Below are 13,639 nucleotides of genomic sequence, written 5' to 3' on the forward strand. Positions count from 1 at the left end.
ATGTCATTAAAAACCAGTAATCTTGCATTTAAAAAACGTGTGGATAATGAAATTCACAACGACATTATGCGAAAAGCCATTGTTATGGCGCAAGAACGTATTGGCACAAATCGCCAAAAAATGGTGGACGAACTGGGTCATTGGGAAGAATGGCGTGATGAAGCAAAACATATTCGTAACCACGTTTTAGCTAATCTTGATGCTTATTTATATCAATTAAGCGAAAAAGTGAGCGAAAATGGTGGAAAAGTGTATTTTGCTGAAACGGCAGAAGACGCGACCAATTATATCCGTCAAGTTGCCCTTGAGAAAAATGCCAAGAAAATTGTCAAATCCAAATCAATGGTTACCGAAGAAATCGGTATGAATGAAGTGCTTGAAGCCGAAGGCATTAAAGTGGTGGAAACAGATTTAGGCGAATATATCCTACAAATCGCTGGAGATCGTCCTTCTCATATTGTGGTGCCAGCCATTCACAAAGATCGCCACCAAATCCGTAAAGATTTACACGAAAAATTAGGCTATGACGGGCCAGAAACGCCAGAAGCAATGACCTTATTTATTCGTGAAAAAATCCGCCAAGATTTCTTAGAGGCGGACATCGGTGTGAGTGGGTGTAACTTTGCCGTGCCAGAAACGGGCAGCCTTTGCTTGGTCACCAACGAAGGAAACTTGCGTCTTACCACCACGGTACCGAAAACGCACATTGCCGTGATGGGAATGGAACGTATTGCGCCTACCTTTGAGGAAGTGGATGTTTTAATTACAATGCTTGCCAGAAGTGCAGTCGGTGCAAAACTAACCGGCTATAACACTTGGCTAACAGGTCCGCGTCTTACGGGGGAAACAGATGGCCCTGAAGAATTCCACTTAGTTATCGTGGATAATGGCCGTTCAAAAATTCTTGAAAGTGAATTTAAAGAGGTATTACGTTGTATCCGTTGTGGAGCCTGTTTAAATACTTGCCCAGCATATCGCCAAATTGGTGGACACGGTTATGGCTCAATTTATCCGGGACCAATCGGATCAGTCATTTCCCCATTACTAGGCGGTTATGAAGATTTTAAAGAACTGCCATACGCCTGCTCGTTATGCACAGCTTGTAATTCCGTTTGCCCAGTGAAAATTCCATTGGCACAGCTTATCCTAAAACACCGTGAGCATATTGCTCAAAGTGGTATGACGCCTGCAGCAGAGCGTTTATCTATCTTTGGCTTCAATTTTGCAAATTCCCACCCAACGTTATGGAAAGTGGGCGTGAATGTTGGGGCGAAAGTTGCCAGTAAGTTCATCAAAAATGGTAAAGCACCGCTTGAATTTGGGGCATTAGCAGAATGGACAAAAGCACGCGATCTACCAAGTGCAGATGGCGAAAGTTTCCGTGAATGGTTTAACAAAAGAGAGGCAAAATAATGGACGTACAAAATAGAGAAAACTTTCTGAACAAACTTGCGGAAAAAATGGGGCGTCCACGCCAGCTTGTGCCAGAACCAATGCCTGCACCGCTGAATGATTATGCCACTACACGTTTAACTGATCTTAACCCGCAAGCTTTATGCCAAGCATTTATCGAATCAGCAAAAGCGATGATGGTTGATGTGATTGAAACAAATGAAGCAGAAATACAAAGTGCGGTGCTTTCTGTGTGTGAAAAATATGGTGGTGGGCCAGTTATTCTCACGGGAGATGAGCGTTTAGCGCAACTTGGTATTACTCAAGCGGTACAAGCACATTACGACACTACGGTCTGGCTACCACAAAATGGCGAAGAAAACCTAAAACACGCAGAACAAGCGAATATCGGTATTGCTTATGCAGAATATGGCTTAGCTGAGTCAGGGGGAATCGTGTTATTTTCAGGTAAAGATAAAGGCCGTTCAGTAAGTTTATTGCCTGAAAAATCCATTGTGGTAGTACGTAAAAGCCTTGTTTTACCTCGCGTCGCACAACTTGCTAAAATTCTGCACGACAAAGCTGTGTTAGGCGAAAGAATGCCTTCTTGTGTGAATATCATTTCAGGCCCAAGTTCCACAGCAGATATTGAGTTAGTAAAAGTGGTGGGCGTTCACGGACCGACTACCAAAGTGTATGTAGTGATTGATGATCTTGCTTAGCACTTAGTTATTTAACTTATACTGTATTAAAAGTCGAATGGATTTTCATTCGGCTTTTTTGTGTAACGTTAGTTTGAACTTTTGCGAAGACTGACTTAATAAAACTAGGCTAAAGTAAAGGGAATAGCAAGGTTTACGATAAAAAGTGCGGTGGAAAATTTGTAAAAAAAACACCGCACTTTTTTACTTAAGAATAATGGAATTAATGTGTACTCGTACTGGTTGTGGTACGGCTAGCACGTTTGCGTTCCATTTCAGTCAGTAATTTTTTACGAATACGTACTGAAGTTGGCGTTACTTCCACTAATTCATCATCATCAATAAACTCAATGGCTTGCTCAAGAGAGAAACGTACTGGTGTGGTTAAGGCGATCGCATCATCTTTTCCTGAAGCACGCATATTGGTGAGTTTCTTCCCTTGTAAGCAGTTTACTGTGAGATCGTTTGAGCGGCTGTGAATACCAATAATTTGACCTTCATACACTTCCACACCGTGATCGATCATCAGTTTACCACGCTCTTGTAAGCCCCATAGTGCATAAGCAAGAGCTTTTCCTGTACCATTTGAAATCAATACACCATTTTTACGCTGACCGATTTCACCAGCTTTTACGTCATCATAATGGCTGAATGTGGAATAGAGTAGCCCTGTTCCTGAGGTCATCGTCATAAATTCATTACGGAAACCAATTAAACCACGGCTTGGGATAATATATTCTAAACGGGTACGTCCTTTGCCGTCTGGGATCATATCTTTCACTTCACCTTTACGGATACCTAAGGCTTCCATTACCGCACCTTGATGTTGTTCTTCAATATCAATGGTAACTTGCTCGAATGGCTCTTGTTTACGACCGTCTTCTTCTTTAAAGATAACTTTTGGACGAGATACCGCAAGCTCATAGCCTTCACGGCGCATATTTTCAATTAACACAGAAAGGTGCAATTCACCACGCCCTGAAACACGGAATTCATCAGGGTTTTGGGTCTCTTCTACACGCAATGCTACATTATGTACAAGCTCTTTGTTTAAGCGTTCTAAGATTTGGCGAGAGGTAACAAATTTCCCTTCTTTTCCACAGAATGGCGAGGTGTTTACGCAGAAGAACATTGTTACCGTCGGCTCATCAACACTTAATGCTGGTAAGGCTTCTACATTGTTCACATCGCAAATGGTGTCGGAAATATTGAGTTCACCTAATCCTGTAATTGCTACAATATCGCCCGCTTGCGCAAGATCTTCTTCATAGCGTTGTAAGCCTAAATGCCCTAATACTTGACCAATTTTGCCATTACGTGTTTTACCTTCACTGTCAATAATGGTCACTGCTTGATTTGGTTTGACTTTACCACGTTTGATACGCCCAATGCCGATTACGCCCACATAGTTGCTATAATCAAGCTGTGAAATTTGCATTTGGAATGGGGCATCAAGCTCCACTTTTGGTGGTTCAACGTGTTCTACAATGGCTTCAAATAATGGCGTCATATCTTCTGCCAGCTCTTCGTGTTCTAAGCCCGCTACGCCATTTAATGCTGAGGCGTAAATAATTGGAAAGTCAAGTTGTTCATCGGTTGCCCCAAGATTGACGAAAAGATCGAAGACTTGATCCACCACCCAATCAGGGCGCGCACCCGGTCTATCTACCTTATTAATCACCACAATGGGTTTTAACCCGTGAGCAAAGGCTTTTTGGGTAACAAAGCGCGTTTGTGGCATCGGGCCGTCAAAGGCATCAACAACGAGTAATACGCTATCCACCATAGAAAGCACGCGTTCTACTTCACCGCCAAAATCAGCGTGTCCCGGGGTATCAACAATATTTATACGGTAATCGTTCCAGTTAATTGCGGTATTTTTTGCAAGAATGGTAATGCCACGTTCTTTCTCAAGATCGTTGGAGTCCATTACACGCTCATCTGCGTCCGCACGGCTTGCTTCAAGGGTGCCTGATTGTTGTAATAATTTATCAACAAGGGTCGTTTTTCCGTGGTCAACGTGAGCAATAATTGCGATGTTACGCAATTTGTTAATATCAATGGTATCTGTCATTTGAAAAGTCTTTTGTTATCAATAATGATGTTTGAATAATGTGCAATCTGATTCGCAAGATTGCACGAAAAGGTTGCAGATTATACAACGTTTTGTCGGCTTGAGCTATGAATAATTAGAAATAAGTGGTGTGCTGTCTTTTGGAGAGCATTTTATAAAGTGCGGTGTAAAAATGCCGAATTTTTTCCCCGCACTTGAGTAAAATTAAAATCTCGCTCGCCCCTTGAATTTTGCAAGTGATGTGATATTTTAGCCAGCGTGCATTGCACACCCATTATCTCAACTCTAGCAATCATATTTATGAGGATTATCACTATGTCAAATGAAGCGGCCGTTGCCAATGTGTTTAAATTAATTGAAGAAAATGACATTAAATTCGTTCTTCTGCGTTTTACGGATATAAAAGGAAAAGAGCACGGCGTATCTTTACCAGTTAGTCTCATTGATGAAGACTTATTTGAGGATGGTAAAATGTTTGACGGCTCCTCGGTAGAAGGCTGGAAAGCGATTAATAAAGCGGATATGTTATTAATGCCAATTGCTGAAACCGCCGTAGTTGATCCTTTCGCACAAATTCCAACCTTATCCCTTCGTTGCAGTATTTATGAACCCACCACAATGCAAAGCTATGATCGTGATCCACGTTCTATTGCAATCCGTGCAGAAAATTATATGCGTTCAACAGGTATTGCAGACGATGTTTTTTTCGGCCCAGAACCAGAGTTTTTCTTATTTGATGATGTGCGTTTTGGCTCAGCAATGAATGGTAATTCTTATGTTGTAGATGATATTGAGGGCGCTTGGAATACGAATAAAGCCTATGAGGGGGGCAACAATGGTTATCGTCCTCTAACTAAAGGCGGTTACTGTGCCGTTGCGCCAAATGATACCGCGCACGATATTCGCTCTGAAATGTGCTTGATTTTAGAAGAAATGGGATTAGTCGTTGAAGCACATCACCACGAAGTGGCGACCGCAGGACAAAATGAAATCGCGACCAAATTTAACTCACTTACCCTAAAAGCGGATGAAACCCAAATTTATAAATATGTCGTACAAAATGTCGCATTAGAACACGGCAAAACCGCCTGTTTTATGCCAAAACCAATCACAGGCGATAACGGATCTGGTATGCACTGTAATATGTCTTTAAGTAAAGACGGCAAAAATATTTTCCAAGGCGACAAATATGCAGGGCTTTCTGAAACCGCGCTTTACTACATTGGTGGCATTATTAAACACGCTAAAGCATTAAATGCCTTTACTAACCCTTCAACCAACTCATATAAACGTTTAGTACCGGGTTTTGAAGCGCCTGTATTATTGGCTTATTCAGCAAGTAATCGTTCAGCTTCAATTCGTATTCCGGCGGTAACTAGCCCGAAAGCAATTCGTATTGAAGCTCGTTTCCCAGATCCAATGGCGAACCCATACTTAGCTTTCTCAGCATTATTAATGGCTGGATTAGACGGTATTGTGAATAAAATTCACCCTGGCGATGCAATGGATAAAAACCTTTATGATCTTCCACCAGAAGAATTAAAAGAAATTCCAGCGGTTGCAGGTTCGTTAGAAGAAGCATTAAACGCCCTCGAACAAGATTATGGCTTCTTAACCCAAGGTGGCGTATTCAGTAAAGAATTTGTGGATGCCTTTATTGCAATGAAACGTAAAGAAGTAGAACGTTTAAATATGACTCCACACCCAGTGGAATTTGAAATGTATTATGCTTAACTCTAAATAAAAGAAAGAGCGGTTGAAAAATCGCTCTTTTTTAGCTTTAGTTCCTAATTAGATTAAGCCGTTACACCTAAATGACCTATTTTTACCCCTAAAAATCCTAGCGCTACGGGATCAAGGTATTCGCCTAAAAATTTGAATAATTCGTTTAATTCGGTGAAAGTGCGATTAATGTTTACTTGATCTTCTACTTTGCGTGTAAATTCATAGGTGATATGTTCACCTTCAATATGGGCATCAAGTGTGATATAAATTTTCTCAAAAAAATGACTGTGGGCGCCTTCTTCACCGGGATCGCTAATGCGTACGTTCCATTCGTTGCTAAATAAACATTCTGTTCTGATTGACATAATGACTTCCTCTATTTGCTATTTTTGTTAAGAAAAACCCGATTATAAAATCTCTGTTGCCAAAAACTTGATAATCGGGCTTTTCAACATATTTCCCTTGATGTTTTGCCTTACGCTGATAGCTGCCTTTGCCTTTTCGTTTCTTTTCAATGCGTTGGCGAAATAATTTATCGGATAATAATGCCTGAATGGCGTTATCTCGAATTGTCCCTTTGTTATGCTGATAGGTGGTGCAACCTTGCACGTCAGCAACGGGCGCAAAAGATTTTTTCTTTTTCATCATTGCCTCTTAATAAATAAAATGGGTAAAAATAATGCCCGCTCAATGATTATGGCGGAGCGGGCATTATTATAGCGAAGAAATTATAAAATTGCTAAAACACTTTCTGGTGGGCGACCAATCTTTGCTTTTTCTCCATTGACTACAATCGGGCGTTCAAGCAAGGCGGAATGCTGTGCGATTGCTTCAAGTAACTGCGTTTCCGTAACGGTGTGTGAATCCAAATGCAATGTGCGGTATAACTCATCCTTCGTCCTCATCATTTCTCGCACACTGTTTAGCTGTAACTTTTGTGCTAATTGTTGCAAGAAATCAACGGAATATTGCTTTTCTAAATAAAGCTCAATTTCAGGCTCAATGCCGCGCTGTTGTAATAATGCAAGGGTTTCGCGACTTTTTGAACAACGTGGGTTGTGATAAATTTTGACGGTCATAGAAAATTCCTTTTATTAGGGGCTGTTGAGAATTCATTTGGGGCTGTATTAGATTAGCACACTTTTTGCTGTCGCTCTTATCAAGGAAAGCATTCTTGATTTTGGACGCCACTGCAATTGTGCTAATTTTAAACGATAACTCAAATGTACAATAAATTATCAACAGCCCCTAATATAAATCCCCCTGATTTTACCTTATAATCGGCACAAATTCTCACTGAAAGGAGGCTTTATGTTAGAAATGTTGAAAAATTGGTACAAACGCCGATTTAGTGATCCGCAGGCGATGGCGTTACTTGCCATTTTGCTGTTTGGTTTTATCGCTATTTATTTTTTTAGTGATTTACTTGCGCCGTTGTTGGTGGCGATCGTATTGGCTTATTTGCTGGAAATGCCTATTCGCGTGTTAAATGAGAAACTCAAATTCCCTCGCTTACTGGCAACCCTTCTTGTGCTTGGTGGCTTTATTAGCATTGTGCTGATTATTGCGTTGGTGCTCATTCCAACCTTAGTGAATCAAACGATTAATTTATTCAGTGAATTGCCACATATGTTTAATTCCCTTAACGATTGGCTACTTTCTTTGCCTGAACATTATCCTGAAGTAGTGGATTATCAAATGATCGACAGCTTTTTCACCAGTGTGAAAAGCAAAATTTTAGGCTTTGGCGAATCGGCGCTCAAACTTTCAATTTCTTCTATTATCAGCCTTGTGAGCTTGGGCATCTATGCTTTCCTTGTGCCATTAATGGTATTTTTCTTATTAAAGGATAAACAAGAATTACTCACTTATATCAGCGGATTTTTACCTCGTAATCGCAAACTGGCTGATGAAGTGTGGCAAGAAATGCAAAAACAAATTGCCAATTATATTCGTGGCAAAATTATTGAAATTCTTGTCGTTGGTGTGATTACTTATGCAATCTTCCTCTTTTTTGATCTGCGTTATGCCTTATTGCTTGCTGTTACCGTGGGGCTTTCTGTCCTTGTGCCTTATGTGGGGGCGGTGTTAGTGAGTATTCCGGTAGCTTTAGTGGCGATGTCGCAATTTGGTATTACGCCGACTTTTTGGTCATTAATCGCTGCTTATGTGGTAAGTCAAATTTTAGATGGAAACCTGCTTGTGCCATTTTTATTTTCTGAAGCGGTAAACCTCAATCCACTGACTATCATTGTTGCCGTACTTATTTTTGGTGGATTATGGGGCTTCTGGGGCGTGTTTTTTGCGATCCCCCTTGCTACTTTAGTCAAAGCAGTGGTGCATTCTTGGCCTTCTGATGAAAGTGCGGGACAAAGTTAAGCGAATTTTCCCCTTAAAACAAAAGTGCGGTGAAAATTTTTAACTTTTTATTTGCATACTTATGCAAAAAATATTAATATTATTTCAACTTTGAATGTAGAGCTAACAACAAAAATGACCATTAGTGTAAAAAATCTCAATTTTTTCTACGGTTCATCACAAGCCCTGTTTGACATTAATTTAACGGCGGAAGATGGTGATACCGTGGTTTTATTAGGGCCAAGTGGTGCAGGAAAAAGTACGCTGATTCGTACTTTAAACCTACTAGAAGTGCCAAAATCAGGCGAACTCGTTATTGCCAATAATAAATTTGATCTTTCTGCGGCAAGGGCAAACCCAAAACAAATGCGTCAATTACGCCAAGATGTGGGAATGGTATTTCAGCAGTACAATTTGTGGCCACATTTAAGCGTGATTGAAAATTTGATTGAAGCCCCCGTAAAAGTGCTAGGTTTGGATAAAGAAACCGCGAAAAAACAAGCGCTTGAATTGCTTGCCCGTTTACGCTTGGAAGAATTTGCTGAGCGCTTTCCCTTACACCTTTCTGGCGGGCAACAACAGCGTGTGGCGATTGCACGCGCATTAATGATGAAACCACAGGTTTTATTATTTGATGAACCTACGGCAGCGCTAGATCCTGAAATCACCGCGCAAGTGGTGTCAATTATTCAGGAACTGCAACAAACAGGCATTACTCAAGTGATCGTAACGCACGAAGTTTCTGTGGCACAGAAAGTTGCAACCAAAGTGGTGTATATGGAAGAAGGTCATATCATTGAAATGGGCGATGCAAGCTGTTTCATCCAACCGAAAACGGAACAATTTAAACAATACTTATCTCATTCACATTAAGGAATTACACAATGAAAAAATTACTTTTAGCTACACTTTTAGCAAGTTCAGCCGCAATGGTGCAAGCACAAGATATTACCTTTGCAATGGAACCGAGCTATCCACCCTTTGAATTAACTAATGAAAAAGGCGAAATTGTGGGCTTTGATGTCGATATTGCTAACGCAATTTGTAAAGAAATTGAAGCCACTTGCCATTTTAAAAGCCAAGCTTTTGATGCATTAATTCCAAGTTTAATTAAAGGGCGTGGGTTTGATGCAGCAATTTCCGCCATTGATATTACGGAAGCACGCGCTAAGCAAGTGGCATTTAGCCAGCCTTACTATGAAAGCTCTGCAAGCTTTATCGCGGTGAAAGGGAAAGCAGATTTAGCCACAGCGAAAACCGTTGGCGTGCAAAATGGGACAACTTATCAACAATATGCTAATGCTGAGGCAAAACAATACACAACAAAATCTTATGCAAGTTTGCAAGATGCAATTCTAGACTTAAAAAATGGACGTATTGATTTGATCTTTGGTGATACCGATGTATTACGTGATATGTTCGAGAAAAATCCAGAATTAACTTTTGTGGGCGAGCGTGTTACGGATAAGCGTTACTTTAACAATGGTTTAGGTATCGCCGTAAATAAATCTAACACTACTTTAGTGGAAAGTTTAAACAAAGGTATTGAAGCCATTAAAGCAAACGGTGAATACCAAAAAATTTACGACAAATGGATGACTAAATAATCGCTATGTTTGTGGATTATCTTCCTTTAATGTACACCGCAACCCTAATGACCTTAGGGTTAGCGGTGTGTTCTTTATTCTTCGGGCTGATTTTATCACTCATTTTTGTTAGCTTAGAAATGAGCAAATGGCAATCTGTGCGTAAACCGAGTGCTATTGTGATCACGTTATTGCGCGGCTTACCTGAAATTCTCGTGGTGTTCTTAATTTATTTTGGTATTCCCGAAGTTTTGGAATTAATCACAGGAAAATATTTAGAACTTAGCCCGTTCTTTTGTGGCGTGCTTGCACTTTCTATCATTTTTGCTGCTTATGCTTCACAGTCTCTGCGTGGGGCAATTAAAGCAATTCCATTAGGACAATGGGAATCGGGCGCTGCCCTTGGTTTAAGCCGTGGTTACACTTTTTTGCATATCATTATGCCACAAGTTTGGCGACACGCCTTACCGGGGTTGAGTAATCAATGGTTAGTGCTATTGAAAGATACTGCCTTAGTTTCATTAATTGGGGTACACGATTTAATGCGTCAAGCTGAATTGATCAACACAAGAACACACGAACCGTTCACTTGGTATGGCTTTGCCGCATTGATGTATTTAGTGATTACACTAATCAGCCAAATGCTAATCCGCAAGCTTGAATGGCGCTTCACCCGTTTTGAAAGAGGAGTGGAATAATGATTCACGATTATTTCATCACCATCGCACAAGGCATTCCAACAAGCTTATTGCTCACCATTTCGGCCCTCTTTTTGGCGTTTATTTTAGCCATTGCATTGACCTTTATTCTTGCTATGGAAAATAAACTATTAAAAAGTGCGGTAAATATTTTCCTCACTTTATTCACCGGCACACCGCTATTAGTGCAATTTTTCTTAATTTATTACGGCCCCGGACAGTTCCAATGGATCGTAGAAAGCCCAGCTTGGACGCTATTGTCTAATGCGTGGTTTTGTGCAATGCTCACCCTTGCTTTAAATAGTGCTGCTTATTCCACACAGTTATTTTATGGCGCAGTCAAAGCGATCTCCAAAGGGCAGTGGGAAAGTTGTGCAGCACTTGGATTAACTCGTTGGCAAACCCTCAAAATTTTAATTCCTTATGCCTTAAAACGTGCTTTACCCTCTTACAGCAATGAAATCATTTTGGTGTTTAAAGGCACGTCTCTTGCGTCAACCATTACCATTTTGGATATTATGGGCTATGCAAGACAACTGTACGGCACAGAATATGATGCACTCACTATTTATGGAATTGCAGGTGTTATCTACCTTGCCATCACAGGCATTGCGACATTATTATTACGCAAGTTAGAAAACAAAGTGCTGATGTTTGAAAGATTAGAAGTGGAGCGTTCTTAGCGTGGAAATATTGCCAATGCATAACATTTCTCACTAGAAGAACATTTTAAAATCTCCCGTATCTGTTTTACTTTTGAATAAAAATTTTGTGGAGATAAATAATTTTATCTCAACAAAGTTTTTTGGGGAAAGGGATAAAAAGATTTTTTATTCCCTTGAGTTTTTTGAAAATTATTTGAAAGTAATACAGTTAGAAAAAAATCGCCCTAAAGTATAGGGCGATTTTTTGCGTCTAAACTACAATCAGATAAATTATAAACTTTCAGTGAAAGTACGAGTAATTACATCACGTTGTTGTTCTGGTGTTAATGAATTAAAACGTACTGCATAACCAGAAACACGGATTGTTAATTGTGGGTATTTTTCAGGGTTTTTAACCGCATCTTCTAATGTTTCACGACGTAAAACGTTTACGTTTAAATGCTGACCGCCTTCTACTTTTACAGTTGGAGCAACATCAACAGGTAATTCACGATATTCGATTTGACCTAATTCGCTAACTGCTACGATTTGATCTTCTGTGAAATCACCTTTTGCACATAAACAACGTGCTTCACCTTTTTCACTGTCTAATAGCCAAAATGAGTTTAAAAGATTGTCATTGGCAGCTTGAGTGATTTGAATACCTTTAATCATAAGAACTCCTAAATTTGTTTGTTAATTAATCATAAGTTGGTAGGGATTTTATCAAAAAATTTGACCAATTCAATTATTTTGATATGGATCAGATTGAATTTACCAAACAAAAATAGTGAAATTGATATACATCAAAAATAAAATGAAATCATTATTTTAAATTTAACATTTAATTAACATTTATTTAAAGAATGGTTAAATAATTAAATCAAAATAGAGGCTGTTAATTTGGGGGGAGGTTATTTATAATCTCATTCTAAGTTTAACGCTGAGGAAAACAAAATGAAAACGTGGAAAGATGTGATTGGTGGCGAGAAAAGCCAGCCTTATTTTCAGCAAATTTTACAGCAAATCCAGCGTGAAAAAGCGGTGGGTAAAATTGTGTATCCACCAACGAATGAGATTTTCAATGCTTTCAAATTAACCGAATTTGATCAAGTGAAAGTGGTGATTTTAGGGCAAGACCCTTACCACGGTCCAAATCAAGCGCACGGGCTATCTTTTTCGGTGAAGCCCGGTGTTGCGCCTCCCCCTTCGTTAGTGAATATTTATAAAGAATTAGCCAATGATGTGGGCTTTCAAATTCCTCAGCACGGCTATTTAGTCAGCTGGGCGCAACAAGGCGTGCTATTATTGAACACGGTTTTAACGGTGGAACAAGGCAAAGCCCATTCCCATTCAAACTTTGGTTGGGAAACCTTTACTGATCGTGTTATTTCAGCCTTGAATGAACAGCGAGAAAATCTTGTGTTTCTCTTATGGGGCAGTCACGCACAGAAAAAGGGGCAGTTTATTGATCGACAAAAGCACTGTGTTCTCACAGCACCCCATCCCTCACCTTTATCGGCACATCGTGGTTTTTTTGGCTGTAAGCATTTTTCTCAAGCGAATGCCTATTTACAACAACATCAATTATCGCCAATTGAATGGCAGCTCCCCTTAATGGTTTAGCATATTTATAAGGATTTCATTATGTTAGCAATTATCTCTCCCGCTAAAACCCTTGATTTTGAAAGTGCGGTAGAAAAATTTGACGTTTCTCAGCCTGATTTAACGCAATATAGCGAACAGCTTATTGATATTTGTCGCCAGCTTGCGCCAAATGAGGTGGCGTCTTTAATGTCAATTAGCGATAAATTAGCCGCATTAAATGTGGCTCGTTTTGCCCAATGGGATAAGGTTCACCACGAACAAAACTCACGCCCGGCGATTTTTGCTTTCAAAGGCGATGTGTACACGGGGTTAGATGCAGAACATTTATCTCGTGAGGATATTTTATTCGCGCAACAGCATTTGAGAATGTTGTCAGGCTTATATGGTTTGTTACGCCCTTTAGATTTAATGCAGCCTTACCGTTTAGAAATGGGAACGAAATTAGCCAACCCGAAAGGCAAAGATTTATATCATTTTTGGGGCAATATTATCACGACGACGCTACAGCACGCGTTAGATCAACAAGGGGATAATGTGTTGATTAATCTTGCTTCGGATGAGTACTATAAATCCGTCAAAGAAAGTGAATTGAATGCACATATTGTGAAACCAGTTTTTTTAGACAATAAAAATGGGAAATATAAAGTCATCAGCTTTTATGCGAAAAAAGCGCGCGGTTTGATGTGTCGCTACCTTATTCAAAATCGGCTCACCCAAGTAGAACAATTAAAAGCGTTCGATCTCGCAGGTTACTGGTTTGATGCCACTTCATCAACAGAAAAGGAATTCGTGTTTAAACGCGATTTGAGTGAATAAAATGAAAGCGCTAATTCAATGGATTAAGGAAAAGAGA

Annotated in this window: 15 protein-coding genes; 10 read left to right on the forward strand and 5 right to left on the reverse strand. The window is 39.9% G+C overall.

What is annotated here, in order from left to right; all coding sequences use genetic code 11:
• Together L5B90_RS07615 and L5B90_RS07620 are read left to right on the forward strand one after the other, a co-directional pair.
• Positions 1 to 1,413 carry a LutB/LldF family L-lactate oxidation iron-sulfur protein gene (locus tag L5B90_RS07615; RefSeq protein WP_265762580.1) on the forward strand — a complete coding sequence of 471 codons (1,413 nt, stop codon included), beginning with the start codon at positions 1 to 3 and terminating at the stop codon, positions 1,411 to 1,413.
• Positions 1,413 to 2,114, forward strand: a complete 702-nt coding sequence (locus L5B90_RS07620) for a LutC/YkgG family protein (RefSeq protein ID WP_250363555.1) — start codon at positions 1,413 to 1,415, stop codon at positions 2,112 to 2,114. The genes L5B90_RS07615 and L5B90_RS07620 overlap by 1 nt, the downstream gene beginning before the upstream one ends.
• A 202-nt stretch (positions 2,115 to 2,316) precedes the next feature.
• Here L5B90_RS07620 and typA read toward each other — a convergent pair whose 3' ends face one another.
• The gene (typA, locus tag L5B90_RS07625) at positions 2,317 to 4,167 is read right to left on the reverse strand and encodes a translational GTPase TypA (protein ID WP_250349522.1); all 1,851 of its coding nucleotides are present in this window, start codon (positions 4,165 to 4,167) and stop codon (positions 2,317 to 2,319) included.
• Between the two features lie 315 nt (positions 4,168 to 4,482).
• Between typA and glnA the strand changes: the two genes are divergently transcribed.
• Positions 4,483 to 5,901, forward strand: a complete 1,419-nt coding sequence (glnA, locus tag L5B90_RS07630; protein ID WP_250363554.1) for a glutamate--ammonia ligase — start codon at positions 4,483 to 4,485, stop codon at positions 5,899 to 5,901.
• Positions 5,902 to 5,963: 62 nt separating this feature from the next.
• Here glnA and L5B90_RS07635 read toward each other — a convergent pair whose 3' ends face one another.
• From L5B90_RS07635 to arsC, 3 genes are all read right to left on the reverse strand, one after another.
• Positions 5,964 to 6,257 (reverse strand): DUF5377 family protein, encoded by a 294-nt coding sequence (locus L5B90_RS07635; protein WP_250363553.1) that lies wholly within the window; start codon positions 6,255 to 6,257, stop codon positions 5,964 to 5,966.
• A complete protein-coding gene (locus L5B90_RS07640; protein WP_265762582.1) occupies positions 6,229 to 6,540 on the reverse strand; it encodes an alternative ribosome-rescue factor A in 312 nt (103 codons plus the stop codon). Before L5B90_RS07640 ends, L5B90_RS07635 begins: the two co-directional genes overlap by 29 nt.
• 80 nt (positions 6,541 to 6,620) lie before the next feature.
• Positions 6,621 to 6,971 (reverse strand): arsenate reductase (glutaredoxin), encoded by a 351-nt coding sequence (gene arsC / locus L5B90_RS07645; RefSeq protein ID WP_265762583.1) that lies wholly within the window; start codon positions 6,969 to 6,971, stop codon positions 6,621 to 6,623.
• Between the two features lie 232 nt (positions 6,972 to 7,203).
• Here arsC and L5B90_RS07650 point away from each other — a divergent pair, with 232 nt between their 5' ends.
• The 5 genes from L5B90_RS07650 to artM all read left to right on the forward strand — a co-directional run bounded on the left by L5B90_RS07650 (position 7,204) and on the right by artM (position 11,217).
• Positions 7,204 to 8,271, forward strand: coding sequence for an AI-2E family transporter (locus L5B90_RS07650; protein ID WP_250363551.1), 1,068 nt, complete (start codon positions 7,204 to 7,206; stop codon positions 8,269 to 8,271).
• A gap of 114 nt (positions 8,272 to 8,385) precedes the next feature.
• Entirely contained in the window at positions 8,386 to 9,123 is a 738-nt protein-coding gene (artP, locus tag L5B90_RS07655; RefSeq protein ID WP_265762584.1) for an arginine ABC transporter ATP-binding protein ArtP, read from the forward strand.
• 11 nt (positions 9,124 to 9,134) lie between these two features.
• Complete coding sequence (locus L5B90_RS07660) at positions 9,135 to 9,857, forward strand: transporter substrate-binding domain-containing protein (RefSeq protein ID WP_250363549.1); 723 nt, start codon at positions 9,135 to 9,137, stop codon at positions 9,855 to 9,857.
• A 5-nt stretch (positions 9,858 to 9,862) separates the two neighbouring features.
• On the forward strand, positions 9,863 to 10,534 hold the full coding sequence (artQ, locus tag L5B90_RS07665; RefSeq protein ID WP_250349530.1) for an arginine ABC transporter permease ArtQ: 672 nt from the start codon (positions 9,863 to 9,865) through the stop codon (positions 10,532 to 10,534).
• A complete protein-coding gene (gene artM / locus L5B90_RS07670; protein WP_250363548.1) occupies positions 10,534 to 11,217 on the forward strand; it encodes an arginine ABC transporter permease ArtM in 684 nt (227 codons plus the stop codon). Before artQ ends, artM begins: the two co-directional genes overlap by 1 nt.
• Before the next feature lie 252 nt (positions 11,218 to 11,469).
• Here artM and grcA read toward each other — a convergent pair whose 3' ends face one another.
• Positions 11,470 to 11,853 carry an autonomous glycyl radical cofactor GrcA gene (grcA, locus tag L5B90_RS07675; protein WP_103853427.1) on the reverse strand — a complete coding sequence of 128 codons (384 nt, stop codon included), beginning with the start codon at positions 11,851 to 11,853 and terminating at the stop codon, positions 11,470 to 11,472.
• Positions 11,854 to 12,135: 282 nt separating this feature from the next.
• On the opposite strand from grcA, the gene ung reads away from it, so the two are divergent.
• Both ung and yaaA read left to right on the forward strand, forming a co-directional pair.
• On the forward strand, positions 12,136 to 12,804 hold the full coding sequence (gene ung / locus L5B90_RS07680) for a uracil-DNA glycosylase (RefSeq protein WP_250349532.1): 669 nt from the start codon (positions 12,136 to 12,138) through the stop codon (positions 12,802 to 12,804).
• Positions 12,805 to 12,825: 21 nt separating this feature from the next.
• Positions 12,826 to 13,602 carry a peroxide stress protein YaaA gene (gene yaaA / locus L5B90_RS07685; RefSeq protein ID WP_250363547.1) on the forward strand — a complete coding sequence of 259 codons (777 nt, stop codon included), beginning with the start codon at positions 12,826 to 12,828 and terminating at the stop codon, positions 13,600 to 13,602.
• Positions 13,603 to 13,639 lie beyond the last annotated feature (37 nt).

This window comes from Avibacterium sp. 20-129, from assembly GCF_026226845.1.
Classification (GTDB): domain Bacteria; phylum Pseudomonadota; class Gammaproteobacteria; order Enterobacterales; family Pasteurellaceae; genus Avibacterium.

Bases quoted from the DNA above. Each gene is read 5' to 3' on its own strand.
- L5B90_RS07615 (WP_265762580.1), top strand. From the start codon at position 1: ATGTCATTAAAAACCAGTAATCTTGCATTTAAAAAACGTGTGGATAAT.
- L5B90_RS07620 (WP_250363555.1), top strand. From the start codon at position 1,413: ATGGACGTACAAAATAGAGAAAACTTTCTGAACAAACTTGCGGAAAAA.
- typA (WP_250349522.1), bottom strand. From the start codon at position 4,167: ATGACAGATACCATTGATATTAACAAATTGCGTAACATCGCAATTATT.
- glnA (WP_250363554.1), top strand. From the start codon at position 4,483: ATGTCAAATGAAGCGGCCGTTGCCAATGTGTTTAAATTAATTGAAGAA.
- L5B90_RS07635 (WP_250363553.1), bottom strand. From the start codon at position 6,257: ATGTCAATCAGAACAGAATGTTTATTTAGCAACGAATGGAACGTACGC.
- L5B90_RS07640 (WP_265762582.1), bottom strand. From the start codon at position 6,540: ATGATGAAAAAGAAAAAATCTTTTGCGCCCGTTGCTGACGTGCAAGGT.
- arsC (WP_265762583.1), bottom strand. From the start codon at position 6,971: ATGACCGTCAAAATTTATCACAACCCACGTTGTTCAAAAAGTCGCGAA.
- L5B90_RS07650 (WP_250363551.1), top strand. From the start codon at position 7,204: ATGTTAGAAATGTTGAAAAATTGGTACAAACGCCGATTTAGTGATCCG.
- artP (WP_265762584.1), top strand. From the start codon at position 8,386: ATGACCATTAGTGTAAAAAATCTCAATTTTTTCTACGGTTCATCACAA.
- L5B90_RS07660 (WP_250363549.1), top strand. From the start codon at position 9,135: ATGAAAAAATTACTTTTAGCTACACTTTTAGCAAGTTCAGCCGCAATG.
- artQ (WP_250349530.1), top strand. From the start codon at position 9,863: ATGTTTGTGGATTATCTTCCTTTAATGTACACCGCAACCCTAATGACC.
- artM (WP_250363548.1), top strand. From the start codon at position 10,534: ATGATTCACGATTATTTCATCACCATCGCACAAGGCATTCCAACAAGC.
- grcA (WP_103853427.1), bottom strand. From the start codon at position 11,853: ATGATTAAAGGTATTCAAATCACTCAAGCTGCCAATGACAATCTTTTA.
- ung (WP_250349532.1), top strand. From the start codon at position 12,136: ATGAAAACGTGGAAAGATGTGATTGGTGGCGAGAAAAGCCAGCCTTAT.
- yaaA (WP_250363547.1), top strand. From the start codon at position 12,826: ATGTTAGCAATTATCTCTCCCGCTAAAACCCTTGATTTTGAAAGTGCG.